This window comes from Microbacterium sp. EST19A, from assembly GCF_019969685.1.
GTDB lineage: Bacteria > Actinomycetota > Actinomycetes > Actinomycetales > Microbacteriaceae > Microbacterium.
Window position 1 is genome coordinate 372,261 of record NZ_JAHXYZ010000001.1, and the last position, 26,516, is coordinate 398,776.

29 protein-coding genes are annotated in these 26,516 nt (G+C 70.6%); 15 read left to right on the forward strand and 14 right to left on the reverse strand.

Translation table 11 applies throughout. From position 1 onward, the window contains the following. Positions 1-10: 10 nt before the first annotated feature. Positions 11-706 carry a DUF899 family protein gene (locus LC452_RS01930; RefSeq protein WP_223624676.1) on the forward strand — a complete coding sequence of 232 codons (696 nt, stop codon included), beginning with the start codon at positions 11-13 and terminating at the stop codon, positions 704-706. 59 nt (positions 707-765) lie between these two features. Here LC452_RS01930 and LC452_RS01935 read toward each other — a convergent pair whose 3' ends face one another. Continuing rightward, positions 766-1,332: an NADPH-dependent FMN reductase gene (locus tag LC452_RS01935; RefSeq protein WP_223622333.1), complete on the reverse strand. Its 567-nt coding sequence runs from the start codon at positions 1,330-1,332 to the stop codon at positions 766-768. A 255-nt stretch (positions 1,333-1,587) separates the two neighbouring features. Here LC452_RS01935 and LC452_RS01940 point away from each other — a divergent pair, with 255 nt between their 5' ends. From LC452_RS01940 to LC452_RS01965, 6 genes are all read left to right on the forward strand, one after another. Then, positions 1,588-2,337, forward strand: a complete 750-nt coding sequence (locus tag LC452_RS01940) for an alpha/beta hydrolase fold domain-containing protein (protein ID WP_223622334.1) — start codon at positions 1,588-1,590, stop codon at positions 2,335-2,337. Beyond that, a complete protein-coding gene (locus tag LC452_RS01945; protein WP_223622335.1) occupies positions 2,334-3,182 on the forward strand; it encodes an endo alpha-1,4 polygalactosaminidase in 849 nt (282 codons plus the stop codon). The genes LC452_RS01940 and LC452_RS01945 overlap by 4 nt, the downstream gene beginning before the upstream one ends. A 100-nt stretch (positions 3,183-3,282) precedes the next feature. Next, positions 3,283-3,438, forward strand: coding sequence for a hypothetical protein (locus tag LC452_RS01950; protein ID WP_223622336.1), 156 nt, complete (start codon positions 3,283-3,285; stop codon positions 3,436-3,438). A gap of 54 nt (positions 3,439-3,492) precedes the next feature. Beyond that, on the forward strand, positions 3,493-4,164 hold the full coding sequence (locus LC452_RS01955; protein WP_223622337.1) for a DUF4352 domain-containing protein: 672 nt from the start codon (positions 3,493-3,495) through the stop codon (positions 4,162-4,164). Continuing rightward, positions 4,161-4,733: a hypothetical protein gene (locus LC452_RS01960; RefSeq protein WP_223622338.1), complete on the forward strand. Its 573-nt coding sequence runs from the start codon at positions 4,161-4,163 to the stop codon at positions 4,731-4,733. Before LC452_RS01955 ends, LC452_RS01960 begins: the two co-directional genes overlap by 4 nt. After that, positions 4,730-5,218, forward strand: a complete 489-nt coding sequence (locus tag LC452_RS01965) for a hypothetical protein (protein ID WP_223622339.1) — start codon at positions 4,730-4,732, stop codon at positions 5,216-5,218. The genes LC452_RS01960 and LC452_RS01965 overlap by 4 nt, the downstream gene beginning before the upstream one ends. Here the strand turns inward: LC452_RS01965 and LC452_RS01970 are convergent. Genes LC452_RS01970 through LC452_RS01990 form a run of 5 tightly spaced genes read right to left on the reverse strand, consistent with a single transcriptional unit; the run spans position 5,105 to position 11,444 of the window. Then, complete coding sequence (locus LC452_RS01970) at positions 5,105-6,385, reverse strand: hypothetical protein (protein ID WP_223622340.1); 1,281 nt, start codon at positions 6,383-6,385, stop codon at positions 5,105-5,107. The genes LC452_RS01965 and LC452_RS01970 overlap by 114 nt on opposite strands. A gap of 25 nt (positions 6,386-6,410) precedes the next feature. Beyond that, complete coding sequence (locus LC452_RS01975; RefSeq protein WP_223622341.1) at positions 6,411-7,745, reverse strand: O-acetylhomoserine aminocarboxypropyltransferase/cysteine synthase family protein; 1,335 nt, start codon at positions 7,743-7,745, stop codon at positions 6,411-6,413. Then, on the reverse strand, positions 7,742-9,073 hold the full coding sequence (locus tag LC452_RS01980) for an NtaA/DmoA family FMN-dependent monooxygenase (RefSeq protein ID WP_223622342.1): 1,332 nt from the start codon (positions 9,071-9,073) through the stop codon (positions 7,742-7,744). Before LC452_RS01980 ends, LC452_RS01975 begins: the two co-directional genes overlap by 4 nt. Continuing rightward, complete coding sequence (locus LC452_RS01985; protein ID WP_223622343.1) at positions 9,070-10,398, reverse strand: LLM class flavin-dependent oxidoreductase; 1,329 nt, start codon at positions 10,396-10,398, stop codon at positions 9,070-9,072. Before LC452_RS01985 ends, LC452_RS01980 begins: the two co-directional genes overlap by 4 nt. Beyond that, complete coding sequence (locus LC452_RS01990; protein WP_223622344.1) at positions 10,395-11,444, reverse strand: LLM class flavin-dependent oxidoreductase; 1,050 nt, start codon at positions 11,442-11,444, stop codon at positions 10,395-10,397. Before LC452_RS01990 ends, LC452_RS01985 begins: the two co-directional genes overlap by 4 nt. Before the next feature lie 159 nt (positions 11,445-11,603). Here LC452_RS01990 and LC452_RS01995 point away from each other — a divergent pair, with 159 nt between their 5' ends. The 4 genes from LC452_RS01995 to LC452_RS02010 are packed head-to-tail and all read left to right on the forward strand — an operon-like array spanning position 11,604 to position 15,055. After that, positions 11,604-12,425, forward strand: coding sequence for a DUF427 domain-containing protein (locus LC452_RS01995; protein WP_223622345.1), 822 nt, complete (start codon positions 11,604-11,606; stop codon positions 12,423-12,425). After that, positions 12,422-13,417 carry a DMT family transporter gene (locus LC452_RS02000; RefSeq protein WP_223622346.1) on the forward strand — a complete coding sequence of 332 codons (996 nt, stop codon included), beginning with the start codon at positions 12,422-12,424 and terminating at the stop codon, positions 13,415-13,417. The genes LC452_RS01995 and LC452_RS02000 overlap by 4 nt, the downstream gene beginning before the upstream one ends. Then, positions 13,414-13,803: a DUF427 domain-containing protein gene (locus LC452_RS02005; protein ID WP_223622347.1), complete on the forward strand. Its 390-nt coding sequence runs from the start codon at positions 13,414-13,416 to the stop codon at positions 13,801-13,803. Before LC452_RS02000 ends, LC452_RS02005 begins: the two co-directional genes overlap by 4 nt. A gap of 4 nt (positions 13,804-13,807) precedes the next feature. Continuing rightward, positions 13,808-15,055: a catalase gene (locus LC452_RS02010; protein WP_223622348.1), complete on the forward strand. Its 1,248-nt coding sequence runs from the start codon at positions 13,808-13,810 to the stop codon at positions 15,053-15,055. Between the two features lie 225 nt (positions 15,056-15,280). Here the strand turns inward: LC452_RS02010 and LC452_RS02015 are convergent, their stop codons facing one another. Genes LC452_RS02015 through LC452_RS02035 form a run of 5 tightly spaced genes read right to left on the reverse strand, consistent with a single transcriptional unit; the run spans position 15,281 to position 20,740 of the window. Then, positions 15,281-16,843: an ABC transporter ATP-binding protein gene (locus LC452_RS02015; protein ID WP_223622349.1), complete on the reverse strand. Its 1,563-nt coding sequence runs from the start codon at positions 16,841-16,843 to the stop codon at positions 15,281-15,283. After that, positions 16,840-17,724, reverse strand: coding sequence for an ABC transporter permease (locus LC452_RS02020; RefSeq protein ID WP_223622350.1), 885 nt, complete (start codon positions 17,722-17,724; stop codon positions 16,840-16,842). Before LC452_RS02020 ends, LC452_RS02015 begins: the two co-directional genes overlap by 4 nt. A 1-nt stretch (position 17,725) precedes the next feature. Beyond that, positions 17,726-18,769, reverse strand: coding sequence for an ABC transporter permease (locus LC452_RS02025; RefSeq protein ID WP_223622351.1), 1,044 nt, complete (start codon positions 18,767-18,769; stop codon positions 17,726-17,728). A 5-nt stretch (positions 18,770-18,774) separates the two neighbouring features. Beyond that, positions 18,775-20,331, reverse strand: a complete 1,557-nt coding sequence (locus LC452_RS02030) for an ABC transporter substrate-binding protein (protein WP_223622352.1) — start codon at positions 20,329-20,331, stop codon at positions 18,775-18,777. A gap of 34 nt (positions 20,332-20,365) precedes the next feature. After that, positions 20,366-20,740 (reverse strand): DUF427 domain-containing protein, encoded by a 375-nt coding sequence (locus LC452_RS02035; protein ID WP_223622353.1) that lies wholly within the window; start codon positions 20,738-20,740, stop codon positions 20,366-20,368. 197 nt (positions 20,741-20,937) lie between these two features. Here LC452_RS02035 and LC452_RS02040 point away from each other — a divergent pair, with 197 nt between their 5' ends. From LC452_RS02040 to LC452_RS02055, 4 genes are all read left to right on the forward strand, one after another. Next, the gene (locus LC452_RS02040) at positions 20,938-21,981 is read left to right on the forward strand and encodes an iron-containing redox enzyme family protein (protein WP_223622354.1); all 1,044 of its coding nucleotides are present in this window, start codon (positions 20,938-20,940) and stop codon (positions 21,979-21,981) included. Then, complete coding sequence (locus LC452_RS02045; RefSeq protein ID WP_223622355.1) at positions 21,978-22,184, forward strand: CDGSH iron-sulfur domain-containing protein; 207 nt, start codon at positions 21,978-21,980, stop codon at positions 22,182-22,184. Before LC452_RS02040 ends, LC452_RS02045 begins: the two co-directional genes overlap by 4 nt. 62 nt (positions 22,185-22,246) lie before the next feature. Next, positions 22,247-23,098 carry an MBL fold metallo-hydrolase gene (locus LC452_RS02050; protein WP_223622356.1) on the forward strand — a complete coding sequence of 284 codons (852 nt, stop codon included), beginning with the start codon at positions 22,247-22,249 and terminating at the stop codon, positions 23,096-23,098. After that, entirely contained in the window at positions 23,095-24,021 is a 927-nt protein-coding gene (locus tag LC452_RS02055) for a shikimate dehydrogenase (RefSeq protein ID WP_223622357.1), read from the forward strand. The genes LC452_RS02050 and LC452_RS02055 overlap by 4 nt, the downstream gene beginning before the upstream one ends. Positions 24,022-24,089: 68 nt before the next feature. Here LC452_RS02055 and LC452_RS02060 read toward each other — a convergent pair whose 3' ends face one another. From LC452_RS02060 to LC452_RS02070, 3 genes are read right to left on the reverse strand one after another with little or no spacing between them, the layout of a single operon-like run. After that, positions 24,090-24,623 carry a hypothetical protein gene (locus LC452_RS02060; protein ID WP_223622358.1) on the reverse strand — a complete coding sequence of 178 codons (534 nt, stop codon included), beginning with the start codon at positions 24,621-24,623 and terminating at the stop codon, positions 24,090-24,092. Continuing rightward, a complete protein-coding gene (locus LC452_RS02065; RefSeq protein WP_223622359.1) occupies positions 24,620-25,600 on the reverse strand; it encodes a transketolase family protein in 981 nt (326 codons plus the stop codon). Before LC452_RS02065 ends, LC452_RS02060 begins: the two co-directional genes overlap by 4 nt. Next, a complete protein-coding gene (locus LC452_RS02070; RefSeq protein ID WP_223622360.1) occupies positions 25,597-26,466 on the reverse strand; it encodes a transketolase in 870 nt (289 codons plus the stop codon). Before LC452_RS02070 ends, LC452_RS02065 begins: the two co-directional genes overlap by 4 nt. Between the last annotated feature and the right edge of the window lie 50 nt (positions 26,467-26,516).

The following is a 26,516-nucleotide window of genomic DNA, read 5'->3' on the forward strand; positions in this document are numbered from 1 at the left end:
GGAGGTCACCGTGAGCACCGCCCAGACACCCCTTCCGCCCGTCGTCGACGCCGAGACGTGGCAGCGCGAGCTCGAAGCGCTGCGTGTGCGTGAGAAGGCCGCCACGCGCGAACTCGACGCGATCGCCGCTCAGCGCCGTCGGCTGCCGATGGTGCGGATGCCGGAGTACACGCTCGAGAGCGCCGACGGGCCCGTGCGGCTCGCCGACATCTTCGACGGACGCTCGCAGCTCATCGTCTACAACCACATGTGGTCCGACGGCAACGAATGGCAGTGCCCGGGCTGCACCGGGTTCACCTCGCAGTTCACGCGCCTCGACTTCCTCGACCGCTACTACGACGCGCGCTTCGTGATCGTCACGAACGGCCCGATCGACGAGGCGCTCGCCTACCGCGACCGCGTGGGCCACCGCATGCAGTGGTACTCCAGCGCCGACAGCACGTTCGGCTCCGACGTCGACGCGCCTCCGAACGGTGGGTTCGCGGTGAACGTGTTCCTCCGCGACGGCGACACGGTGTACCGCACCTGGCACACGGGAGGCCGCGGCACCGAGCGGCTGAGTCAGCTGCAGGGGCTCGTCGATCTCCTCCCCTACGGCCGGCAGGAGGAGTGGGAGGACTCGCCGGAGGGCTGGCCGCAGCACGGGACCTATACGCAGGGCATGGGTTCGAAAGAGGTCGCGGAGCTGTACGGCGCCAAGAACTGAGGCCCGGGCACGCAGAAGGGGCCCGCGCAGCGCGCGGGCCCCTTCTCTGTTCATGAGAGTCAGCTGACGGGGCTGAGCGACTTGGCGATGTGGGTGTGCACGGCCTTGAGCCAGGAGACGAGGAACTCGGCAGTGGACTCGTCGGTGACCTCGCCGTCTTCGGTGATCAGTCCCTCGCGCATCTGCACGTAAGCCTCGGGCTGCGCCATCTCGGGAGAGGCGAGGAACGACAGGATCGAGCGGAGGTGCTGCTGGGCGACAGCGGTGCCGATCGCGCCGGACGAGGTGCCGATGACGGCGGACGGCTTGCCGGCGAAGCTGTTGTCGCCCCACGGGCGGCTCGCGGTGTCGAGCGCGTTCTTGAGCACCCCGGGGACCGAGCGGTTGTACTCCGGCGTCACGACGATGATCGCGTCGGATGCTTCGATCTTGTCCTTGAATGCGGCAGCCTCGGCCGGGATCGCGCCGTCGTGGTCGACGGTGTAGAACGGCAGGTCCGAGATCGCGATGTCGGAGAGGTTCAGATCGGCCTGGGGCGCGAGCTTCTCCAGCGCACGGGCGAGCCGGCGGTTGATCGAGGTCGAGGAGATGCTGCCGACGAGGTAGCCGACGTTGTAGATGGTCATACCGAAGAGGTCCTTTCCAAGGTCCATGCAATTGCATGTAGCCACAACGACCGACGCTCGCCGGGAATTCCCGATCCGACACGAACATATGATGACGATGTGCCCGCCGTGCCCAGCCTTTCGATGCGAGGAGTCGCCGTCCTCCTCCGCGCGCTGAATCGTCCCGGCTCGGCGACGGTCGAATCGGCACGGAAGCGCCTCGACCGACAGAAGCCGCAATCGCGACCACCGCACCGGCTCACGGCGCGTCACGCCGTGACCGAGCGCGTGATCGAAGGGTTCACGGTCTTCACCGTGACGCCGCGCACGGGCCGAGTCACGAACGGAGTCCTCTACCTCCACGGCGGCGCGTACGTCGCCGGCATGGCGCCGCAGCACTGGTCGCTCGTCTCGCGGATGGTGGATGCCGGGCTTCGCGTCGATGTTCCGGACTACGGTCTCGCGCCGCGCTGGACCCACCACGACGCCTACCCCTTCCTGATCCGGGCGTTCCGGGAGCTGCGCGGCCAGCTGGGTGCCGGGCGCGTCCGCGTCGTCGGAGACTCCGCCGGCGGCGGCCTCGCTCTCGGGCTGGCGCAGGCCCTCCGCACCTACGACGAAGACGGGCCGGACAGCCTGCTGCTGATCGCGCCCTGGCTCGATCTCACGCTGGAGAACCCGAGTATCGCGAAGATCGACGACCCGTGGTTGAGTCGCACCGTTCTGAGCGAGTGCGCCCGCGCCTGGGCAGGCGGCACCGACCCTGACGACCCGCGGCTGAGTCCGATCAACGGGCCTCTCACCGGCCTTCCCCCTGTTCACCTCTACGTGGGCACCCGCGACATCCTCCATCCCGATGCGGCGCTCTGGAGCGAGCAGGCCAGGGCGGCAGGAGTGGCGGTCACGCTGACCGTCTGCGAAGGCGCCGTGCATGTGTACCCCCTCGTGCCCGCGCCGGAGGGTCGCGCCGCCGCAGCCGCGATCGTCGCCGAGCTCGCAGGCGACGGCCGGTGGGCGCAGGGATGATCCTCGGCTCCGCCGCCGTCCGCCGCCTCCCGGCCGTCGTGGCCGCCGGCATCCTGCTCGCACTCGCCGGCTGCGCCGGCACGACGGATGCTCCCCCGGCATCCGATCCCTCCGGAGAATGGTCGAAGCCTCCCGCGGGCGCCGTGCCGGACTATCAGCTCGGCGGCGCCTACGAACCGGCCGCCGAGGTGGGCATCGTCGGCCGCGACCGGTCGGCCGAGCCCGCTCCCGGCGTCTACTCGGTCTGCTACGTGAACGGGTTCCAGACCCAGCCCGGCGAGTTCGACACCTGGGATGCCGATCTGCTTCTGCACCGCGACGGAGAGGTGTTCTTCGACCCGGACTGGCCGGATGAGGCGCTCCTCGACACCTCGTCCGCCGATCGGCGCGAGCGGATCGCCGCCCAGGTCATCGTGTGGATCGAGGGCTGCGCGGATGCCGGATTCGACGCGGTGGAGTTCGACAACCTCGACACCTACACCCGCTCCGACGGTGCGCTGTCCCTCGACGACAACCTGGCGCTGGCCACGGCCTTCGTCGATGCCGCACACGGGGCCGGACTCGCGGCCGGGCAGAAGAACTCCGCGGAGGATGCCGGCGTGCTGCGTGAGAGGGCGGGTTTCGATTTCGCGGTCACCGAGGAGTGCGCCGCCTACGGGGAGTGCGGGGCGTACACGGAGGTCTACGGGGATGCCGTGATCGACATCGAGTACACGGATGAGCTTCCGCGGCCGTTCGCCGAGATGTGCGTCGACGGGGAATCACCCGCCTCGATGGTGCTGCGCGACCGCGACCTGCTCACGCCGGCGGACGAGGGCTGGGTGTTCGAGACCTGCGCCGGCTGACGTCTCGGCGGGTGCTCTCAGACGATCGGCGCCCTGTCAACGGGCGCGCACGCGGACGCATCGTGCGCGAGTCTGAGCATCCGACCCGAGAGGACACCCCATGACCGATCCCCGCACGTACCCCGAGGACTCCGGCCCCTTCGACGCGGCCGCCGAGGCTGCGACCGAGACACCCTCCGACGACAAGGTGTTCACCCCCGACGACGGCATCGACCACGAAGACGGCGAGACCGATCCGCTCGAAGAAGGCGACTGACACCCGCAGCCGCCCGTCGATCGACGGGCGGACCGCCCCGGCTAGGCTGACCTCGTGACGAGGACGCAGGGGGTGGCGGCCGGCGCGCGCAACGCCGCGGCCGGAGCGGCGCGCGCGGCGATCAGCCGTCGAGCCGTGCCGTTCTGGATCGCCGTCGCCGCGGTCATCGGCCTCGTCGCCGGATTCATCGGCTTCGGCGGCCTCGCCCCGGCATCCCGCACTCCGACCATGGTCGCCGCGGGCTCCGAGGCACGCACCTCGCTCTACTCCGTCTCGGTGCTCGACGTCGAGCTCACCGACACCGTGGAGAGCCAGTTCCTCGAGGCGGAGCCCGGCGAGACGCTGCTCCTGGTGACCGTGCGACTGGAGAACCTGTCCGATCGCGCCGTCGGCGTGGAACGCTCGGCCGACCGGGTCGAGTCCCGCATGATCATCGGCCGCGAGCCGATGCTCGAGCTCTCCGGTGTGACGCCAACGGGCACGGCACGATCGTGGCGCGCCGACGAGTCGCAGCGGGCGGTCATCCTGCAGCCCGGAGTGCCGGCCGACGTGACGATCGCGTGGCCGATCGCCGACGACGACGCCACCGCCCTGGATGAGGGGACGATCCGGCTCGACGCCTACGACGCGGTGGAGCAGTCGGGCCAGGTCATCCTCGCGGCGTCGACGATCAGCTGGCGGCGGTCCGAGCTCAGCGCACAGCTCGCCCTGGAGCCGGCACCGTGACCCGCCGTCCCGCGGGCAGGGCGCTCCCCTTGCTGATCGGCGCCGGGCTCGTCCTCGTCGCGGGTGCGGTGACGGCGGCGACCCCGCCGGAGTCCGCCCTGCTCGACCCGTTCACGATCGGGGCGGCGGACGACGGCACCGCGACGGCCCGCACGCTCGCCGCCGCAGTGGTCGATGTCACCCGCACCGAGCGGGTGACCGTGGCCGACAGCGAGTGGGAGGCCGAGGGCAACTGGATCGTCGTCGAGCTCGCCGTGTCCGCACCGACCACCGAGGTGGACGCCGCGATAGGCGTGGCGAGCCTCCTGATCGACGGACGGCTGTTCCAGGCCAGTGAGCGCCCGCCCGCGACGCTCGTCGGCACCGCCCTCCGTGTGGGTACGGACACGGTCGGGATGCTGGCCTTCGAGCTGCCCGCCGACCTGCGTTCCGGAACCGGGGAGCTGCGCCTGAGCGGTCGCTATCCGACGCCCGAACTCGATGACGTGCTCGTCTTCCCGGTGGATCTCGCCGATGTGCCGACCGCGTCCGCCGTCGAGATCGAGGAACCACGGCTGGGGGCGCCATGACGTCATGGTGGCGGAGGCAGCGCGTCCCCCTCGTCTCCCTGCTGGTGGCCGCGGTGGCGGTCGTCGGCGTGCACGTGTGGTTCGACGTGCTGCCCGCCTCGACCGACGACACGACCGTGGTCGAGGCGCGGGACGGGTCGGCCGAGATCGCCGGCCAGACGCTCGCGCTCGACTCGGCGAGGTGGGGCGAGTTCGACGCCCCGGCCGGCTCCCGCACCCTCAGCATCCGGATCGAATCGGGCGGCGGATCCGACGCGACGACCTGCGGACAGTTCACGCTCGCCGAGGCGGAGGGCGACCGCGTCTGGAGCAACGCGCGGTCCGTGCTCGACGTGCCGTTCGAGGCGGGCGAGTCGTACTGCCAGGAGGCGTCAGGCCCCTACGCCATCCTCGCCGTGTTCCTGCTGCCCGACGACGCCGATGGGCCGTTCGTGCTCGAGATCCCCGGCGACGGCGAGGTCGCGCGGTTCGTCGTCGAGCTCTGAGTCGCTCGTTCCCATCGCCGCCTCCGGGCGGCCGATGACCGCGTCGAAAGCCGTCGCCACGATCGCGACGCGCAGCGGCTCGGCGATCACCCCGACGGCGATGAGCAGCAGCGGGAGGAAGCTCGACCAGAACGCGACCTCCTGTCCGCCGAAGACGCCGAGCGCGGCGCGGGAGCCGAGCTGCTCCGCCCAGGCCCAGAGCGCGTAGGCCAGAGCCAGGCATCCGAAGATGACCGGGCCACCCCGCCAGATCAACGCGACAGCGGCCCACAGCTCCTCGAAGCGCTCCGCCACGATGCGTGTCAGGCGTGAGACCGTGCCCTTCGGCGACTCCTCGAAGCGACGGAGCACCGGCGGCGTCGTGTCGAACGTGGTGCCGTACGTGACGCCGGCGATCGTCAGCCAGGCCGCGGGCATGAAGACCGCCGCGACCAGGATGCCGACGAGCCACAGCGCGCCCTCCCACAGCGCCGCGACCGGCACAAGGTTCGCGGCGAACCAGTCGCCGATACCCTCGAGCCAGACGGCTCCCGCGCGCTCGCCGATCCATTCCTTGGCATCCGCCCACCACTGCCCGACGAGGGTGAAGAGCATGAAGGTCCAGAGGACCTCGGCGTAGGCGGCGACGATCAGAGTCCACGACGGCAGTCGTCCGCCGAATCGCGCGATCAGGATGCGGACCGCGAGCGCGATCACGAGCACCACGACCGGCAGCACGCCGATCGAGACGAGCCCGCCGCGATCGCCGAGCTGGTCGAGGTCGTATCCGGCATCCCGCAGCGCGATGCTGCTCGCGATCCGGAAGAAGTCGATGAGATCGGCGTCGATCATGCCCCACGCGGCGGAGAAGGCGAAGAAGGGCAGGATCGCGGTGAGCACGGCCTGGGCGAAGCGCCGCGGACCGGTCTCGCCCTCGGCCGCACCGTCTTCAGGGGCACTGTGCGGCAGCGAGCGCTGCACCGTGAGATACATCGCGACGTAGGAGATGAGCCGCGCGGACACCGCGAGCGGCAGCAGGAGAAGGCCGCCGAGCGTGGTGAGGCCGCCCACGAACCCCGCCAGCTGCAGCAGCAGCTGATGCACGGCCTCGCCCCCGAGATACCAGGCGATCAGCGCGGGCCAGTGCCGCGCGAGGATGCGCCCGAAGGTGCGGAGGGCCTGGAGCATGCCCCCACCGTATCGGGCCGGATGCTCAGACCGCGGCGAGCGCCCGCTCCGGCACCTGCGCCGGCACCGGCTCCGACGCCTGCGCCGCCGCCGTCAGCGCCTGGTCGAGATCGGCGATCAGGTCGGGCAGATCCTCCAGGCCGATCGACAGCCGGAGCAGGCCCGGGCCGATGCCGCCGGCTGCGAGCTCGTCCGCATCGCGCAGCACGTGCGTCGTGGTCGCCGGGTGCAGCACGAGTGAGCGCACGTCTCCGAGGTGCGTCATCCGCGTGAAGACCCGCAGGGCGTTCGTGAACGCTCGTGCTCCCGCGGTGCCGCCGCGCACCGTGACGGCGAGCACGCCGCCGTACCCGCGAGGGAGATACCGCTCTGCCAGAGCGTGGTGGGGGCTGGACGCGAGCCCGCTGTAGTCGACGGATTCGACGTGCGGGTGCCGTTCGAGCCACTGCGCGAGGTGCAGGGCCGAGTCCGACTGCCGCTGCACGCGCAGCGAGAGCGTCTCGATCCCCTGGAGGATGAGGAAGGCGTTGAGCGGGGACGGCGCGGGGCCGTAGCGCATGGCCACACGCCGGGCGAACTCGAGGAACGCGGTGTGCGGCGACCGCTCGACGACCGTCCGCCCGTCGGGACCGCGGGTCTCGGCGAGCTGCGGGTACGCCGCGGCATGCGCTACCCAGGGGAACGACCCGGCGTCGACGATCACCCCTCCGAGGACGGTGCCATGGCCGGCGAGGAACTTGCTCGCCGAGTGGATGACGATGTCGGCCCCGTGCTCGATGGGGCGCAGCAGATACGGTGTCGCGAGCGTGTTGTCGACGACGAGCGGCACCCCGTTCCGATGGGCGATACCGGCGAGCGCGGCGATGTCGAGCACGTCGTTCTTCGGATTCGGGATCGACTCGGCGAACACGAGCCGCGTGTTCGGTCGGATGCCCGCTGCCCAGGCCGCGCTGTCGTTCGGGTCGCTGACGAAGTCGACGGCGACACCGAGACGCGCGAGGTCGTCGCGCAACAGCTCGCGGGTGCCCTCGTAGATGCTCGAGGACGACAGCACGTGATCGCCCGTGTTCACGAGCGCGAGGATCGTCGTGGCGACCGCCGCCTGGCCCGTGCTCACGAGCAGCGCACCCGTGCCCGACTCGAGGTCGGCGATGCGGCGCTCCGCCGCGGCGTTGGTCGGGTTGCCGACCCGCGTGTAGCTGAAGCCGTCGTCGGTGCCGGCGAAGCGGGAGTGGGCCTGGTCGAAGTCGTCGAACACGAAGCCGGCCGTGAGATGGATGGGCGTCGCCCGCGGACGATGCGGACCGTCGTGCTCGTCTCCCGCGTGGAGCTGACGCGTGCTGAAGCCCAGCGTGCTCATCGCGCCACCGGCTCAGGGACGCGGCGAGCGGGACGCACGAGGCCCAGGCGCTCGCGCAGCGTGCTCTCCTCGTAGGCCGTGCGCGTGAGACCGCGACGCTGCAGCTCCGGTACGACGAGGTCGACGAAATCACGGAACCCCTGCGGCTGCGTGAGCGCCTGCACGACGAAGCCGTCGGCCGCGCCGTTCTCGAAGCGCTCCTGCACGTCGTCGGCGACCTCTTGCGCGCTGCCGACCGACACCGACTCCCAGAACGATTCCGCGTAGAGGTCGCGCGGTGTCAGCCGCTCCCCCGAATGCAGCCGCGCGAGGCGGCGGTTGGGCGACTTCGACTCGTTCGCGATGTCGGTGTCGGGTGCGGCGACGATCACGGCATCCGGGTCGTCGGGCAGCGCCTGTCCGATCGAGTGCGCCACGTCTTCGACGACGATCGCATCGGGCGTCGAGGCCAGGATGCCGGCGGCGAGCGCCCGCGCCTCCGCCGATGTCCTCGCGACCACCGGTCGCAGCTGGGGCAGGATCGACACGTCGTCGGCGTCGCGGCCGTGCGCCACGACGCGTGCCTTGAGTCCGGCGTAGAAGCGCTGCGCCTCGACGAAGGGAAGCGAACGGGCGAACACGGCATCCGCCGTCGCCGCGGCCAGCTCCTGCCCGGCATCCGACCCTCCGGCCTGGAAGAGCACCGGGTATCCCTGCGGCGGCCGGCTGACGTTGAGCGGGCCGCGCACGGCGAAGTGCGCGCCGCGGTGCTCCGCCACGTGCAGCTTGTCGGGGTCGGCGAAGATCCCGCTCTCCCGATCGGCGATGATCGCATCGTCGGCCCAGCTGTCCCAGAGCCGCTGCACGAGGCCGACGAACTCCGCGCCGCGCTCGTAGCGCAGGGCGTGATCGAGGTGCTCATCGCCGCCGAAGTTGCGCGCCTCCTCGGGATACCGCGAGGTGACGAGGTTCCACGCCGCGCGTCCCTTGCTGATGTGGTCGAGCGAGGCGATCGCGCGCGCGACGTGGTACGGCTCGTTGTAGCTCGTCGACACGGTCGCGGCCAGCCCGATGCTGCTCGTGCGCGCGGCGAGCGCCGACAGCAGGGTGAGCGGTTCGAGCCGGGTCTGTCCGTAGTGGTCGACGCCCGACGGGAAGCGGTCCCAGAAGTACAGTCCGTCGGCGAGGAAGATCGTGTCGAAGATTCCGCGCTCCGCGGTCTCGGCGAAGTCGGCGTAGTAGTCGACGTCGACGTGCCGGTGCGGTTCCGCCGTCTCGTGACGCCAGCCCGACACGTGCGAGCCGCCGGGGTGGAACAGGAAGGCTCCGAGGAGCAGTCGACGGGTCATGCGGCATACCTTCCGGCGGGGCGTTCGAGGCCGAGGTTCTCCCGCAGCGTGCTGCCCGCGTAGTCGCTCGGGTAGATGCCGCGGTCGGTGAGCCGAGGCACGATGTGCTCGACGAAACGGGTCAGGGTGTCGGGCAGCGTCGGCGCCATCAGGATGAATCCGTCGGCGGCGCGCTGCTCGTACCGCTCGATGAGGTGGGCGGCGAGCGTGTCGGGGGTGCCGACCGTGAACCGCTTGCGCAGCACCTCCCACGCCAGTTCACGCAGCGTGTACGGACGCTGCGCGAGCAGGTCGGCGATCGCCTGGTATCCGGATTTCGACTGGTTGAAGTTCTCGAGATCGAAGTCGAACGTGAACGGCTCGTCGACGTCGCGCTCGCCCAGGTCGACGCCGAGGTAGTGGGCGAGCAGGTCGACCTGCACGCGCTCGGGCGTGAGCTCGGCGAGCTCGCGGAACCGCTCCTCGGCATCCGCCTGCGTGTCTCCGATGATGGGCGAGAACCAGGGCAGCACCTTCAGGTCGTCGGCTTCGCGGCCCGCCGCGACGGCCCGATTCTTGTAGTCGTCGTAGAGCGCCTGCGACGAGGCGAGCGAGCCTCCGCCGAGGGTGAAGACCGCGTCGGCCGTCCGTCCTGCCAGTGCGCGCCCGGCCTCCGAGGCGCCGGCCTGGAACAGCGGCGGATGCCCCTGCACCGGACGCGGGATGTTGAGGGGACCGCGCACCGAGAAGTGCGCGCCGCGATGCTCGAGCACGTGCAGCTTGGCCCTGTCCGCGTAACGACCGGTCGCCTTGTCGAACACGAAGGCGTCGTCGTCCCAGCCGTCCCAGAGGCCGGTGACGACCTCGACGAACTCCTCGCCGCGGGCGTAGCGGATGCCGTGCTCGAGGTGGGCGTCGCGGCCGAAGTTGCGCGCCTCCTCGTCGCTCGCGCTCGTCACGAGGTTCCAGGCGGCACGGCCTCCGCTCAGGTGATCGAGCGACGCGAGCTTCCGGGCCACGTGGAACGGCTCGTTGTAGGTGGTCGACACGGTCGCCGCGAGCCCGATGTTCTTCGTCCGCTGCGAGAGCGCGCCGAGCAGGGTGAACGGCTCCAGCCGCACGTTGGTGCCGTGCTCGATGCCGGAGCGGAAGCGATCCCACACGTAGAGCTCATCGGCGAGGAATAGGGTCGCGAACCGGCCTTCCTCCGCCGTGGCAGCGAAGCGGGTCCAGTAGTCGAGGTCGAGGTACGAGTGCGGATCCGCCCCCGGGGAGCGCCAGCCCGTGATGTGCTCGCCACCCGGATAGAAGACGCCGGCGGCGAAGACCAGCGGCGCGCGCGTCATGCCGCCACCGCCGCACGCGAGATGCCCTCGAGCGCCGGGGCGACCTGGGTCGTGAAGAGTTCGAGAGCGTCCTTCTGCTCCTCGAGATCGCGGTACAGGCCGTCGAGCTGCAACTGCACGTGGGTCGTGTGCTCGAACGCCGGATGTCGGGCGATCGACGCGGCGATGTCGTCCGCCGTCCCGTAGTGGAGCGTGAGCCGGTCGGCGATCTGCCCGGTCGAGTGGGCTTCCGGCAGGAAGTCCCGCGCCCACTCCCACTTCGCATGCAGCCCCTCTTCGGCGCGGGCGAGGGCCTCCTCCCTGCTGCGGCCGGGGAAGATCCAGGTCGACAGCCCGAGCCGTGGAGCGGCACCCTCGGCGAGACCCTGGTGGTACGCGGCGGCCGAGATCTCGGCGGGCACCACCTGCGTCGTGCCGATCAGCACGCCTTCGCCTCGTCGCCCGGTCTCGAACGCGCTGCGCTCGGTGAGCGTCGCGTGCCAGACGCGATCCGCGAGCTCCGGCCGCGCCGGGGAGAGGACCTCGCCGTCGGGAGTGACCGGGCGTCCGCGCAGTGCGGCCGTCAGCCGGTCCACCGACCCGAGGTAGGCCCTGCGGCTCTTCTCGCGGTCGTCGATGGGCGTGACGCCGAAGGCTGCTGCGGTCTGCGGCTGCCCTCCGTTCGCCAGCCCGAGCTCCACACGGCCGCCGCTGATCGCGTCGAGCACGGCAGCATCCTCCGCGACACGCAGCTCCTGCTCCAGCGGGAGCGTGATCGCGGCCGTTCCGAGTCGCAGCGTGGTTGTCCGTGCGGCGAGCGCACCGAGGAACACGAACGGCGACGGCAGTCCGCCCAGGCGTCCGGCATCCGGTCGGGCGAGGTGGAACTGGCGCACCCAGGCCGATTCGACGCCGAGGGACTCGGCGTGCACGAACAGGTCCAGATGATCCAGGTAGGTCTGCTCGACGGCGCCGCGATGGTCGGCGAGGTGGGCGAACAGCCCGATGCGCAGCGGAGCGGAGGCGCCGACAGGAGCCGTGGGTGAAGACGCGACGGTGGATGACATGGCGCCACGCTAGAGCGCGGCGCATCGATGACGAGGGCCGCGGTCATCCGACGTCAGCGCACGTCATGCGGAGTCATGTGCTGTCACGCACGGCAACCGGACGCCCGGAAGCGACGGTTCTGCCCTTGGATGAGTCCACCGTCATCCCGAGGAGGACCGATGTCCGAGACCGCCGCGTCTCCCGTCCTGGAACCGCGCGAGAGCGCCCGGCTGGTGCGACGGGTCCCGCTCACGGCGCCGACATGGCGCTGGGAGCCGAGCGAACGCTGGGTGCGCGGCTGGATCGACGACCTCGCCGTCGTCGACTCCCGCCGCCCGATCCTCGTGTGGGAGCCCGAGGCGAAGGTTCCGGAGTACGGCTTCCCGCTCGCCGACGTCCGCACGGACCTGCTGACTCCGGGAGAGCCGCCTGCGGCGGAGTACTACCGTCCGAAGGGAGCGGCCCGTCGGTGGTTCGACCTGATCGTGGGCGACCGGCGCATTCCGGCGGCGGCGTGGGCCTGGGACCTCGACGAGCTCGACGGCTTCCTGGCGGTGACCTGGTACCCCGGCGTGCTGGACGGATGGACCGAGGAGGAGGATCGGGTGTTCGCGCACCCGCGCGACCCCCGCAACCGCGTCGATGCGCTGCCCTCCACACGTCACGTGGTCGTGCGTGCCGGCGAACGAGTGCTCGCCGAGTCACGGCATCCGGTGATCGTCTACGAGACCGGGCTGCCCGCGCGCTACTACCTGCCGGCCGAAGACGTCGACTGGTCGCAGCTGCAGGAGATCGACGGGTGGAGCGAATGCCCGTACAAGGGTGAGGCGAGCAGGTACTGGGCGACGGCCGACCGCTCCGACCGTGAGATCGCATGGTCGTATCCCGCGCCGCTGCCCGTGATCGCACCCGTCGCCGGGCGCATCGCCTTCTACTCGGAGCATGTGGAGGTCACGGTCGACGGCGTCGCGGTCGGCAACCCTCGGCCTGCCCGCCGATGACCGCCGTCCCGCGTCCCTGGCTGCCCGTCGTCGCGGTCATCGTCTCGGTGGCGCTGTGGTCGACGACGTACGGCCTGAGCGCGATCGTGCTCGTGACGGCGTCACCGGCGGTGCTCTCCGAGTTGAGGCTGGTGCTCGCCGTCCCTCTCATGCTGGTGCTGGTCGCGGTGCTCCGGCCGCGCCACGGGATCACCGCCCTGCTGCGGACGCTGCGGCGACCCCGCACGGTCGTTCTCGCCCTCACCGGCGTGGCCCTGTTCTACCTGCCGAGCAATCTCGGGCTCGTTCTGTCCACCGCCGGCACCGCGTCGCTGATGTCGGCATCCCTTCCCGTGCTGACCGCGCTGATCGCCTGGTGGCTGATCCGCGAGAAGCCCACCGCGAGAGTGCTCGCCGGCCTCGCGCTCACCACCGTGGGGATCGTCGTGGCGTCCGCCGGCGCCGTGCGGTTCGGGCTCGGTGCGGTGCTGCTCGTCGCGGGACTCGCCTCCTACGCCCTCTACACGGTGCTGCTGCGGAAGCCGGCGCCCTCCGTCGCCCTCCCGGTGGGCGAGACCGCGGAACCGCCGACGGATGCCGTCGTGCTCGCCACGGCGACGGCGATCTGGGGTGCGGTGCTGCTGCTCCCCTGGTTCGCCTGGGAGGTGGCGACGGGGGCCGCGGCCTGGCCCTCGGGCGGCCCGGGCTGGGTCAGCATCCTGTTCCTCTCGCTCATCGTGACCGGGCCGACGATGGCGCTCTACAACTACGGCGCCGAGCGGGTGCCCGCCGCCTTCGCCGGCACCGCGACCGGAGCCGTGCCCGCTCTCGGCTACGCCTTCGCGGTCGCGCTGGGCGAGCCCGTGGAGGGCGTCAAGGTGCTGGGCGGCGCGCTCGCGATCGTCGGCATCCTGCTCGCCGCCGTGCCCGCTCGGGCACGGCGCCTCCCGCCCGCCCCACCCGCAGACCCCCGTAGAGAAGCAGTACCCCACAGAGAAGGAGCAGTGACATGACAGATTCCGCAGTCCTGGACGCACCGGGAATCGCCACGAACGGACTCGTGCACCTCGAACAGCACGACGGAACCGTCGAAGTGTGGAGCGGTGACACGCGGATCGCGTCGAGCACCCGGGTGATCGAGCTGCACGAGGTCGATGTGCCGACGCGGCTGTACTTCCCGCGCGGCGACGTCGACCTCGCGCAGCTCCGCTCGATCGAGGGCACGACGTTCTGCCCGTTCAAGGGCGTGGCGAGCGACTACTGGGCTCTGGCCGGCACCGACGACGACGCCCCCGCGGCGTGGTCGTACCCCGAGCCGATCAGCGCCTTCACGCCGATCGCCGGGCACATCGCGTTCTACGACACGCTCGACATCCGCCTCGTCGACGAGGGGGCGTGACCCGATGACGGGCACGGGGACCGCGCCGCGCCGCGCCGACTACCCGGCCGCCGATCCCGGCCCGGTCCCCGTGCGCATCCGGCATTCCAAGGGAGGCGGCGCACTCGGCTTCTTCCAGACGACGGGCGATGTGAGCGCGTTCACGTCGGCATCGCTGTTCCAGCCGGGCGCACGGGTCGACGTCGTCACACGGTTCTCGGCGACGGTCGGGTTCCGCGGCAGCCGCGAGGCGTGGCGGGACCTGCGCGGCTTCGCCGTGAAGTTCCTCACCGACGAGGGCGAGTACGACCTGGTCGGCAACAACTCCCCCGTGTTCTTCCTGCGCGATGAGGCGGCCTTCGCGTCACTCGTCGTGGCGCACAAGATGTACCGCGACGGCACCGTCTACGACTACGACCGGCTGTGGGACTTCTGGACCGCTCGTCCCGAGACCGCCCACCAGGTCGCCTGGCTGCTGAGCGACCGCGGCATCCCGAGATCCTGGCGGCATCAGGACGGCTTCGGCTCGCACACGTATCAGTGGGTGAACGCCGCCGGGGAGCGCTTCTGGATCAAGTACCATCTGCGCACGGATCAGGGCATCGAGTACCTGACCGACGCGGAGGCGGAGGACATCGCCGACACCGAGGTCGACCATCAGCGCGCAGATCTGCGCGCGGCCATCGAGCGAGGAGAGCATCCGTCGTGGACGCTCTCCGTGCAGGTGATGCCCTACGAGGACGCGCGCACCGATCACTTCAACGCCTTCGATCTGACGAAGATCTGGCCCAAAGCCGACCACCCCCTGATCGAGGTGGGGAAGCTCGTGCTCGACCGCAACCCCGACGACGAGCTGGCCGAGATCGAGCAGGCCGCGTTCGCGCCCTCGAGCTTCGTGCCCGGCATCGGACCGAGCCCCGACCCGATGCTGCTCTCGCGCATCGACGCCTACTGGCGGTTCCACCAGCACCGGGTCAAGGAGGGGTTCGCGAGCCGCGCCGCCGTGCCGTTCGCCGCGGTCGACGCCGGCTGGGATGACGACTTCGCGCGGCGCGCTCGCGTCTGGAACCCCGACGACGACTTCCGCCAGGCGGGAGATCTGGTGCGCCGCGTGCTCGACGATGCCGCACGTGCGCGTCTGCGGGCGACCGTCGTGTCGCAGCTCGTCGACATCGTCGATCCTGCGCTGCGCGAGCGAGCACTCGCGTTCTGGTCGCGCATCGACGACGCCGAGGGCGCCGCGATCCGCGCGCTGGTGCTGCCAGCCGGCTGAGCCCCGGCGCCGCCTGAGCCCGTCGCCGCCGGCATCCCGTCGCCGCCGGCATCCGCTCCGGTCGCAGTTCGTGCCGACTTCGTGCGTTCCGGTCGCAGTTCTGGTCGCCTCGGCGCGCGCGGGGCGGCACGAAGTGCGACCGGAACACCCGCACACGTCCTGCCGGCCTCCCCGTACGCTGACCGCGCGCGCTGCCCTCCTGTGCGCGCGCGGTCAGCGCCGTCCTCACGCGGCGGCGGTGATCGGGACGCTTCGCGTGGTGCCGCCGCGGAGGCTTCGTGCAGCATCGACGAGCGATGCCGAGTAGGGATGCCGGGGGTCGCCGAGCACGTCGTCGACGCTGCCGGTCTCGACGATCCGGCCGTGCCGCAGCACGGCGACGCGGTGGGCGATGCGACGGACCACGGCGAGATCGTGCGTGATGAACAGGTACGAGACCCCGGTGCGCTCCTGGAGCTCGACGAGCAGGTCGAGCACCTTCGCCTGCACGCTCACGTCGAGCGCAGAGGTCGGTTCATCGCAGATGACGAGCGGACTGCGGCCGGCGAACGCCCGGGCGATCGCCACGCGCTGCTTCTGCCCACCGGAGAGCTCGTCGGGGAGCTTGTCGAGAACGTCCGGCGAGAGTCCGGTCGAGAGCGCGAGCTCCTCCGGGTCGGTCTCGCCGTGCAGCAGCTGGATCGATCGGGCGAGGGTCTGCCGCACCGTGCGACGCGGGTTCAGTGAGGCGTCGGGGCTCTGGAACACGAACTGCACGGGCACCTTCGACGCGGCATCCGTCGTGTTCAGGGTCACCGCGCCCTCCGCGCGCGCGAGGCCGGCGATGACCCGCCCGAGCGTCGTCTTGCCGCTGCCCGATTCGCCGACGAGGCCGAGCACCTCGCCACGGCCGATGTCGAGGCTCACGTCGTCGAGCGCGAGGGCCGAGCCGTAGCGCTTGGTCACCCTGCGCACCGAGAGCAGCGGCTCGGCGTGCGAGGGCACCACAGGTCGTGACGGCGCATCGAGCGGCGGGACGGCATCGACGAGCAGCCGCGAGTAGGCGTGCTGCGGCTTCTCGACCACGTCCTGCGCCTCGCCGTACTCGACGAGCTCTCCGTGCTCGAGCACGCCGATGCGCTCCGCATGACTCGCGACGAGGGGCAGGTTGTGACTGATCAGCAGGGTCGCGAAGCCGCGTTCGCGACGGAGGCGCCCGACGAGCGCGATCACCTCGGCCTCGACACGGCTGTCGAGGCCGGTCGTCGGCTCGTCGAGGATCAGCAGGCGGGGGTCCGCGGCGAGCGCCATCGCGATCACGACGCGCTGCTGCTGTCCGCCGGAGAGCTCGTGCGGGAAGCGGTGCACGAGCTGCGGCGGATCGGGAAGACCGACGTCGTCGAACGCGGCCAGGGTCGCCCGACGTGCGGCGGCGGCGCGGAGTCCCTGCAGCCGGTACGTCTCGGCGACCTGACTGCCGACCGTGCGCGTGGGATTCAGCGCCCGCGCCGGCTCCTGGTACACGAAGCCGATGCGGGTGCGGCGGTAGTCGCGCAGGGCCCGTGTGCCCAGGCTCAGCACGTCGACGCCGTCGACGATCAGGTGGTCCGCCGAGATCACCGCGCCCGCCGGAAGGAAGCGCGCGAGCGAGAAGGCGATCGTGCTCTTGCCCGAGCCGGACTCGCCGACGAGCCCGAGCGCGCCGTGGGGTGCCACGTCGAAGTCGACGCGGTCGACCGCGCGCTGCAACTGCCCGTCGACCTCGTAGTCCACGGTCAGGCCCCGCACGCTCACCAGGGGTTCAGTCATCGTCGGAAGACCTCTCGGAAGTTGTCGGCGATCAGGTTGAGAGACACCACGAGAGAGGCGATCGCCAGGGTGGGGAAGGCGAGCGTCCACCAGGCGGCCTGCAGGTACGTGCGGTTCTCGTTCACGGCGAGGCCCCAGTCGGGCGACGGCGGCGCCGAGGCGAGGCCGAGGAACGAGAGCGATGACGAGATGAAGATCGCGCCGGCGATGCTCAGCGTGGCCTGCACGAGCACCTGCGGCCACACGTTCGGCAGCAGCTCGCGGAAGATCAGCCGTGCGGCGCTCTCGCCCTGGATCCGCGCGCTCGGCACATACTGCTTGCCCATCTCGACGAGGACGGCGGCCCGCACGATCCGCGCGATGCCGGGGGCGAACAGGATGCCGACGGCGATGATGATCGTCAGCGGGCTCCCCCCGAAGGCCCCGACGATCACGAGCAGGAAGATCAGTGTCGGCAGGGTCAGGAAGATGTCGAAGCCGCGCATGAACAGCTGGTCCACCCAGCCCCGGCGATATCCGGCGATGAGTCCGAGCGTCGAGCCGAGAGCCGTGGCGAGCGCTGCGCCGAACGGTCCGACGAGCAGGGCGGGCTCGGCGCCGGCGAGCACCCGGGCGAAGACGTCGCGGCCGATGCGGTCGGTGCCGAACCAGTGGGCGGCACTCGGGGCGGAGAGCCGCTGCCCGGTGTCGGCGAAGGGATCGAGTCCGAGCAGCCGCCAGCCCACGGCGGCGAACACCCAGAAGAGCACGATGACCGCGCTGATCGTGAAGCTCGGTCGGGCGACGAGCACCCGCCACCTCCGCAGTCGCGACGAGCGCGTGCGGGGGGAGACGAGGAGCTCGGCGATCTCGGCATCCGGCAGTGCGGCGGTGACGGTCATGTCATTCCCCCTCTTCGAAACGGACCCGCGGATCGATGAGCACGAGCGCGATGTCGGTCAGGAGCAGCGCGAGCAGCGAGATCACACCCGTCACCATCACGCCGGATTCGAGGAGGAAGATGTCCTTCTCGACCGTGGCCGAGACCAGCAGCGCGCCGAGGCCCGGATACCCGAAGAGCGTCTCGACGATCGCGCTGCCGCCGAGAAGGCTGCCGAGGTAGATGCCGAGCAGCGAGACCGTGGGGATCACGGCGTTGCGCGCGACATGGCCGACGGTCAACGGTGCACCGTGAAGCCCCTTGATCACCGCCGTGCGGTAGTACTGCGAGTCGAGCGTCTCGAGCACGCCAGTGCGCGTCATCCGCGCCAGCACCGACAGGTAGCCGAGGGCGAGCGTGACGGCCGGAAGCACGAGGGCCCGGGTCACGTCGCCGGGAGCGCCGTCGAGACTGATCGAGGATTGGATCGGGAACCACCCGAGGGTGAGGCTGAAGACGATCAGCAGCAGCACGCCGACGACGAACTCCGGCACCGAGGCGAGCGACATGAGCCCGATCGTCAGTGCCCGATCGGTGCGGGAGCCCTCCCGGCGGGCCTGGAGGGCACCGAGCGCGAACGCCACCGGCACCAGGACCACGAACGCCACCGCGCCGAGGAACAGCGAGTTGCCGAGGCGCTCGATCACGAGATCGCGCACGGGTGCGCCGTAGATGAGGCTCGTCCCCCAGTCGCCCGTGACGAAGCCGATCAACCACGAGAAGTAGCGTTCGACGATCGGTCCGGTGAGGCCGTGCGCCTCGTTCCACGCCTGCACCTGCTCGGCCGTCGCATACTGTCCGAGCGCGTTGCGCCCCGGGTCGCCCGGCACGATCTTGATGAGCCAGAACACCAGCACCGAGACCACGAGCAGCACGAGCGGCACCTGGAGCAGGCGCTGACCGATCAGGCGCGGCACCTGATTGTGCCGGCCGCGCAGGACCGCCAGCCCTCGTCGCGCGGACGCCTGCACCGAGGCGTTCGCGTCCGACGAGAAGCTGACGGTCATGGCTGTCACTTCCCTTCGACGGAGATGCCGGCGAAGTTGTAGCCGGACCAGAAGTCCAGCGGCGCGATGAACTCGCCCTGCACGCGCTTGCTCTGCAGGACTTCCGATCGCGCCAGGGCGGGGATGATGGTCGGCACGTCCGCCCACTCGATCTGCGAGATCTCGGTGAGCAGTCCTTCGCGCTCGGCCTCGTCGGTCGTGGCGTCGAAGTCGCCGACGAGCCGGGCGAGTTCGGGATTGGCGTAGTGCGCCGCGTTCCAGGCCGCACCGTCGGCGTAGAACAGGCCGTAGTACTGCGACGGCACGCGCTTGCCCCAGCTGGTCACGGTGAGCGGCGCGTTGAGCCACGGCGAGTCCGCGCCCTCCGCGTAGTACTGCTCGTCGGAGAGCACCTCGAGTTCGACGTCGAAGCCGTCGACGGCGTTGAGCTGCTGCTGGAGCACCTCGCCGAACAGCTGGAACGACGTGGTGATCGTGAACGACACCGTGCGACCGTCGAGCAGCTCGGCGACCTTGTCGAGGTCCTGTTCGCGCTGCGGGATGCCTTCGGGCTGCGGCAGGTAGTCCGGCAGCACCGGGTAGTCGTTGCCGACAGCGGCCGTGCCTCCGTAGACGTTGTCGACGATGCCCTGACGGTCGACCGCCCACGCCAGCGCCTCGCGGATCGTGGGGTCGTCGAACGGAGCCTCCGTGACGTTGAGGTGGATGCCGTAGAAGTAGCTGTAGCCGCTCGAGAGCGTGTCGTAGTCGTCGACGTCCACCGTGGCGAGCACGTCGGGCGTGATCGAGATGCGGTCGATGTCGCCGGCCTGGAACGCGAGCACCGACGCCTGCGGATCCTTGTAGATCTTCAGCTCCACGCCGTCGAGCTCGATCTCGTCGGCGTTCCAGTAGTCCGGGTTCTTCGCGAACGTGATGCTCTGGCCGACCTTGTAGTCCTCGAGCAGGAACTGCCCCGCACCGACGGGCTCGTCGAGCCAGGTGCCGGGCTCGTAGTCGGCGGGAAGGATGCCGGTGTTGTTGCCGGCCAGGAGCCGCGGGAAGTCCGAGAACGGCCGCGCGAGCGTGAAGGCGACGTCGCCGTCGCCGGCATCCGCCACCGAGGCGAGGATGCCGGTGAACGCGCTCTTCGCCGGGGAGACGCTGTCCTCCCCGATGATCGCGTCGAACGTCGCCACGACGTCGGCGGCTGTCACCGGGGTGCCGTCGTTGAAGACCGCGCCGTCACGGAGGGTGAACGTCCAGGTCAGCCCGTCCTCGGATGCCGACCATTCGGTCGCGAGACGGGGCAGCGCTTCCCCGTCGGCGGTGAAGCTCACGAGCTGCTCGGTGACGAGGCCCGCGATCAGCTGGGCGTCGCTGTCGGCGACGGTGAGCGGATCGATCTCGGCGCCGGGCTCGGTGATCCCGATGCGGTAGACGGCGTCGCCCGACCCTTCGGCGTCGTCACCGGAGGCCGTGCTGGTCGCGCATCCCGTGAGCGCCAGCAGCGTCGCGCTGACGGCGGCGACCGCGACGAGCGTTCGCCGTCGGCGAGAGGGGTGAGAGGTGAGAAGGGTCATGTGCGGTGTCCTCGGGTCAGGGTGCGATGTTGCGTCAGTGCGGCAGGAGCTCGTCGGCGTCCACCCGGACGCGCTCGGAGTAGAAGGCGACGTACCCGGCGATCGACTGCAGGTAGTCGAACGGGTTCGGGTAGGACCAGGCGACATCGGTGGCCGTGTCGGTCGTGAGCGCCCAGTAGTCGTCGGCGTCGCCCTTGACGGGGCAATGCGTGCGCGATTCCGTCGTCTGCAGGAGCGACCAGTCGACGTCGTCGCGGGGCAGGTAGTAGCGGTCGGCGTGGTTCGTCTCGTGCAGCACGACGGCGCGCACGGAGTCGGCGATGATCTGGTCACCGGCGGTCACGCGCACGCGGTGGGCGGCGGGTTCGGTGGTGACGCTGTGCGTGCTCTCTGCGGTGGTCTGAGACATGGGGGCTCCTCTGCGGGCTCGGGTGTCTGCCCATATAAGCGCCCCCTCCGCGGGACGCGAAGGGACGTTCCGCACCATGACGACACATGTCGCCGCGTGTCGCCATGTACCATCGCGAGGCGCGCGTCAAGTCCCTACGTCGACCGCGAATGCCCCGGCAGGATGGCGTTCATCGCCTCGATCGGAGCCCCGAAACAATGACCGTCACTGCGCTCGTCACCGACACCGCCGTCCCCTTCGCCGCTCGTGGCCCGCTCAGCGACGCGGTGCTCCGCGGTCTCACCGGCGCCGGCGGCGACCCGGATCACGCAGCCCTCGCTCTCGGAGCCGTCGCCGAGACCGTCGACGTCATCCGCGACGACGACATCCAGCTCGCGTTGTTCCTGCTCTACTCCTCCGCCTACGGATCCCTCCCCGCGCTGGATCCCGGACTCGAGTGGGATCCGCATCTGCTCACGACCCGCCGCATCCTCGAGGACGCGTTCGAGCGGGCCGTGCGCGAGAACGTTCCGATGCCCGAGCTTCCCGAACCGACGATGGATGCCGTCGGCCGAGCCCTCTTCGCCCTCGCCGCCGCCGACACGGGCCCCAGCCTGTCGCGCTACTTCGCGAAGAAGGCGACCAGGGAGCAGGCCGAGGAGATGCTCGTCCAGCGCTCGGTGTACACGTTGCGCGAGGCGGACCCGCACTCCTGGGCGATCCCGCGCCTGACCGGGCGGCCGAAGGCGGCGCTCGTCGAGATCCAGGCCGACGAGTACGGCGGGGGCCGCCCGCAGCGCGTGCACGCCGTGCTCTTCGCGAATGCGATGCGCGCCGCCGGCCTCGATGCCACGTACGGCACCTACATCGACGACGTTCCGGCACTCACGCTCGCGTCGTTCAACATGATGTCGATGTTCGGGCTCAACCGCCGGCTGCTCGGGGCCATCGTCGGCCACCTCGCCGCGTTCGAGATGACCTCGTCGATCCCCTGCAAGCTGTACGCCGACGGGCTGCGCCGCCTCGAGTTCGATCAGGATGTCGTGGAGTACTTCGACGAGCACATCGAGGCGGATGCCGTGCACGAGCAGATCGCCGCCCGCGATCTCGCCGGAGGTCTCGCCGAAGACCGACCCGACCTGCTCGCCGACATCATGTTCGGCGCTGCCGCCTGTCTCACGGTCGACGGCTGGTCGGGCGCGCACATGCTGGACGCGTGGGCGGCCGGCGAGTCTTCGCTCCGGGCATCGGCGGGATCGTGAGCGCCGCACCGGAGCCGACGACCATCACCCCGTACCCCGACGGGCCGCTGCTGGTGCGCGGCGAGATCGAGCTGCGCACGCCGGACGGCGAGACGATCGTCCCGCAGCGCCGCACCGTGGCACTGTGCCGGTGCGGTGTCTCGGCCATCAAGCCGTTCTGCGACGGCACCCATAAGGCCGCGGGGTTCCGCACCGACGACTGACACGTCTTGCAGGATATTTCTGGTGTAGCTATCGTTAGAGAAATTCTTTCGAAGGAGCTGCGATGACGCCTGCCCGATTCCCGTTGGATCCCCTTTTCCCCGCGCCGGCGGGCCAGGAGGACGCGGTCGTCCTCTGGTGGCTCGGCCAGGCCGGCTTCGCCATCCGCGCGGGAGACGAGCTCCTGTTCGTCGATCCGTACCTGAGCGACGTCCTCGCGGACAAGTACCGCGGCCGGCTGTTCCCGCACCGCCGCCTGCACCCGAGCCCCGTCAATCCGTCCGACGTCACCGGGCTCTCGCTCGTGCTGTGCACGCACGGACATACCGACCACATGGACCTCGGGTCGATCCCCTACCTGCAGAGCTCGAGCGACCCCCTGTTCGTGGTCCCACGATCGGAGGCCGTGAAGGGCGTCGCCCGCGGCATCCCGGCGCCGCGTCTGCTCGGCCTGGATGCCGGTGAGACCTTCCGCAGCCGCGGCGGCATCTCGGTGACGGCCGTGCCCGCCGCCCACGAGGAGCTGACGACCGATGAGCACGCGCAGAACCTCTTCCTCGGATTCGTCATCGAGATCGGATCGGTCCGGATCTACCACTCCGGCGACTGCGCGCCGTACCCCGGCCAGGCCGACATCGTCCGCGCCCTCGGCGTCGACATCGCTCTGCTGCCCGTCAACGGTCGGGACCCGCATCGTCGCGACCACGGCGTGCCGGGCAACTTCACCCTGGAGGAGGCGGTGGCGCTCTGCCGCGACGCGGACATCCCCGCGCTCGTCTGCCACCACTGGGGGCTGTTCGAGTTCAACTCCGCCGACCCGGCAGACCTCGAGAGGCGCCTGGCCGACGTGGACGACATCGCGTGGCGGATCCCCGAGCTCGGCGTGCCGTTCACGGCGGCGGAGGTCTCCGCATGACCTCGACGTTCTGGTTCTTCGGGGTCTCGACGGCGGAGTCCGCGATGCAGCGGATCTATCCGCGGTGGATGGACGAGCTCGGCATCGACTCCCGCCTCGTCGGTGTGGACTTTCCGCTCGACGCCCCTGCCGCCGCGTACCGGTCCGCGGTCGAACGGGTGATCGATGAGCCCGGCTCGATCGGCGGCCTCATCACGACGCACAAGCTCAACGTGCTCGCCGCAGCGGGCGACCTCTTCGCCGACCTCGATGATTCGGCGCGCCTGCTCCACGAGGTGAGCTGCCTGGCGGTCCGCGACGGCGTGCTGCACGGCGCGGCCCTCGACGACCGCACCAGCCGCCTCGCACTGGAGTCCCTCATCCCCGACGGGCACTGGGAGCGCGGCGGGGAGCTGCTCCTGCTGGGCGCCGGGGGCGCGTCGATAGCGACGACCCTGGGCCTGCACCGAGCGGCGTCCGAGGGACGCCGGATTCCTGCGCGCATCCACGTGACCGCGCGGTCCCCGCAGCGCCTCGAGGAGATGCGCGCACTGCACGAGGAGATCGGCTTCCCGATCCCCGTCGTCGCGCACGTCACGGACGATGCTCGCGAGGCCGACGCCGTCGTCGCCGGGCTGCCGCCGGCATCCGTCCTCGTCAACGCGACCGGCATGGGCAAGGACCGTCCGGGCTCGCCGCTCACCGACGACGTCGAGTACCCGCTCGGCTCGATCATCTGGGACATGAACTACCGCGGACCCCGCCTGTTCCTCACGCAGGCCGAAGCACGGCGGGCGGAGCGCGAGCTCACTGTCGAGGACGGCTGGGACTACTTCGTGTACTCGTGGACGTCGGTCGTCGCGGAGGTGCACGGGATCGACATCCCGGCCCGCGGCGAGCTCTTCACCCGCCTGTCCGACATCGCCCGCTCGGCGATCGCCTGATCCCGCAACGGGCGGCAACCGACGAGGAGAGCGGCGGGGGATCCCCGCCGCTCTCCTCGTCTGGGCTGCTAGACGCCGCCGTCGTAGCGCGAGCTGCTGTCGTAGTAGCCACTGGGGAAGTACAGGCTCGGGATGCCGAACTCGTCGTACATGTCGACGATCTTGCGGTTGTCGTCGATGCCGAGGATGGGCTCGATGCCCCAGGCGAGCATGCGGCCGATCTCGATGCGCTTGTAGTCCACGGCCACGGTCGCATCGTCGTCCTCGCGCGGTGGCCGGCACACGAGCAGGTCGAAGCGCAGCCCCTGCGCTGCGAGCCACTCACGCGTCACGACCGCGACCTCGTCGACGCGCGCGGTGAGGATGATGATCGTGACGTCGTCGCGCATGCACGCGAGCAGGGCACGACCCGCCTCGATGACCGCGTCGGCATGGACGTCGCGGTAGAACGCCTCCCAGTCGGGGACCTCGCGATGGAGGAAGTGCTGCCGGTGCATCGCGTCTGCGAGCACCCCGTCGAGGTCGAAGATGACGGCCGGGCCGGGACGCACGGCCGTGGCGGCATGCCAGTGCGCGTGCGGAAGCGTCGCGGAGGTGGTCATGCGAGTGCCTCTCGCGCGACGGCGGCGATGCCCGGCGCGTCGAGGCGGTAGTGGGCGTACAGGTGCGTCGGCGGAGCGATGAGGCTGTACTCGTCGCGGATGCCGTGGCGCACGAGCCGCGCACCCGACGGGATCTCCGCCATCACCTCGGCGACCGCCGCGCCGAGCCCCCCGAGCACGTTGTGCTCCTCCACCGTGAGCACGACCGCACTGCGCCCGGCGATCGTGCGGACCAGCTCGTCGTCGAGCGGCTTGATCGTCGGCATGTCGATCACGCCGACCGAGAGTCCCTCGCCGCGGAGCGCCTCCGCCGCGGCGAGCGCCGGGTGCACCTGCGTGCCGCAGGCGATGATCGTCAGGTCCGTCCCGGTCGAGTGCTCGATGCCCTTGCCGAACTCGAAGACGACATCGTCACCGTAGACCTGCGGATCGCGGCCTCTGCTGGTGCGGAAGTAGATCGGCTCCGGCCAGTCGGCCGAGGCGCGGATCGCGGCGCGCAGCTGCGGGCCGTCGGCCGGGGAGACGATCGTCAGGCCGGCGATGGCGCGCAGCGCCGAGATGTCCTCGGTGGCGTGGTGGCTCGTGCCGTAGAAGCCGAGCGCGATGCCGGTGTGATGACCGATGAGCCGCACCGGGAGGCGGGTGTATGCGACGTCCATGCGGATCTGCTCGCAGCACAGCAGCGCGAGGAACGAGGCGAAAGTCGCGACGAATGGGACGGCGCCGGTGGTGGCCAGCCCCGCTGCAGCCGACACCATGTTCTGCTCGGAGATCCCGAACTGCACGAACCGATCCGGATGCCGCTGCGCGAACTTCACGAGCCCGTTCGAGTACTGCAGGTCGGCGGTCCCCGCGACGACGGGCACACCGGCCTCGACGAGGTCGAGCAGGCCGTCGGAGAGGTGGTCGAGCCCGGGGTTCTGCGCGTTGATGCTCCGGTACTGCCAGGAGCCGGCGGCCAGCTGCGGGGCGCTCATGCGCGACCTCCCTCGAGGATCTCGGCGACGGCCCTGTCGGCGTCGGCGGGCACGAGGTACCCGAGGTGCCATCCCGGCTCCTCCTCCATGTACGACACGCCCTTCCCCTTCTTGGTCTGTGCGATGACGCAGCTGGGCGCGTCGCCGTCGGGGCGCGCGGCCAGGTCGCGCAGCAGATCGCGCACGGCGGTCGCGTCATGGCCGTCGACCTCGTGGACCTCCCACCCGAAGGCGCGCCATTTGTCGGCGAGCGGCTCGATGCCGATCACGTCGTCGACGCTGCCGTCGAGCTGGAACCCGTTGCGGTCGACGATGGCGACGAGCTTGCCGAGCCGGTGGTGCGCGGCGCCGAGCGCCGCCTCCCAGACCTGCCCCTCCTGCATCTCACCGTCACCGAGCATCACGAACACGCTGAAGTCGCGCCCAGCCATGCGCCCGCCGAGCGCCATCCCGAGCCCGTTGGAGAGGGCATGGCCGATCGATCCGGAGCTGAAGTCGATGCCGGGGACCTTGGTCATGTCCGGGTGGTCCCCGAGCGGGCTGCCCAGGCGCGTGTATCCGTCGAGCACCTCCTTCGGGAAGTAGCCGAGGTCGGCCAGGATCGGGAACAGACCGACCGCGGCGTGACCCTTCCCCATCAGGAAGCGGTCGCGGTCCGGCCAGTCGGGCCGCGCGGAATCCGTGCGCATCACGCCGTAGTACAGCGCGGCGAAGATCTCGGCGGCGGAGAAGACCGAGCTGTAGTGGCCGACCTTTGCGATCTCGATGAGACGGATCGTCTCGGTGCGCACGAAGGCGGCGCGGTCCGCGAGGCGAGCGGCGTCGGCGGTGGGGCGGTCGGGTGTGAGCGTCGTCGATGAGGGCACGTGAGACATGCTCATTGAAATTTCACCCGGTGTCAAGCTACGGTCGAATA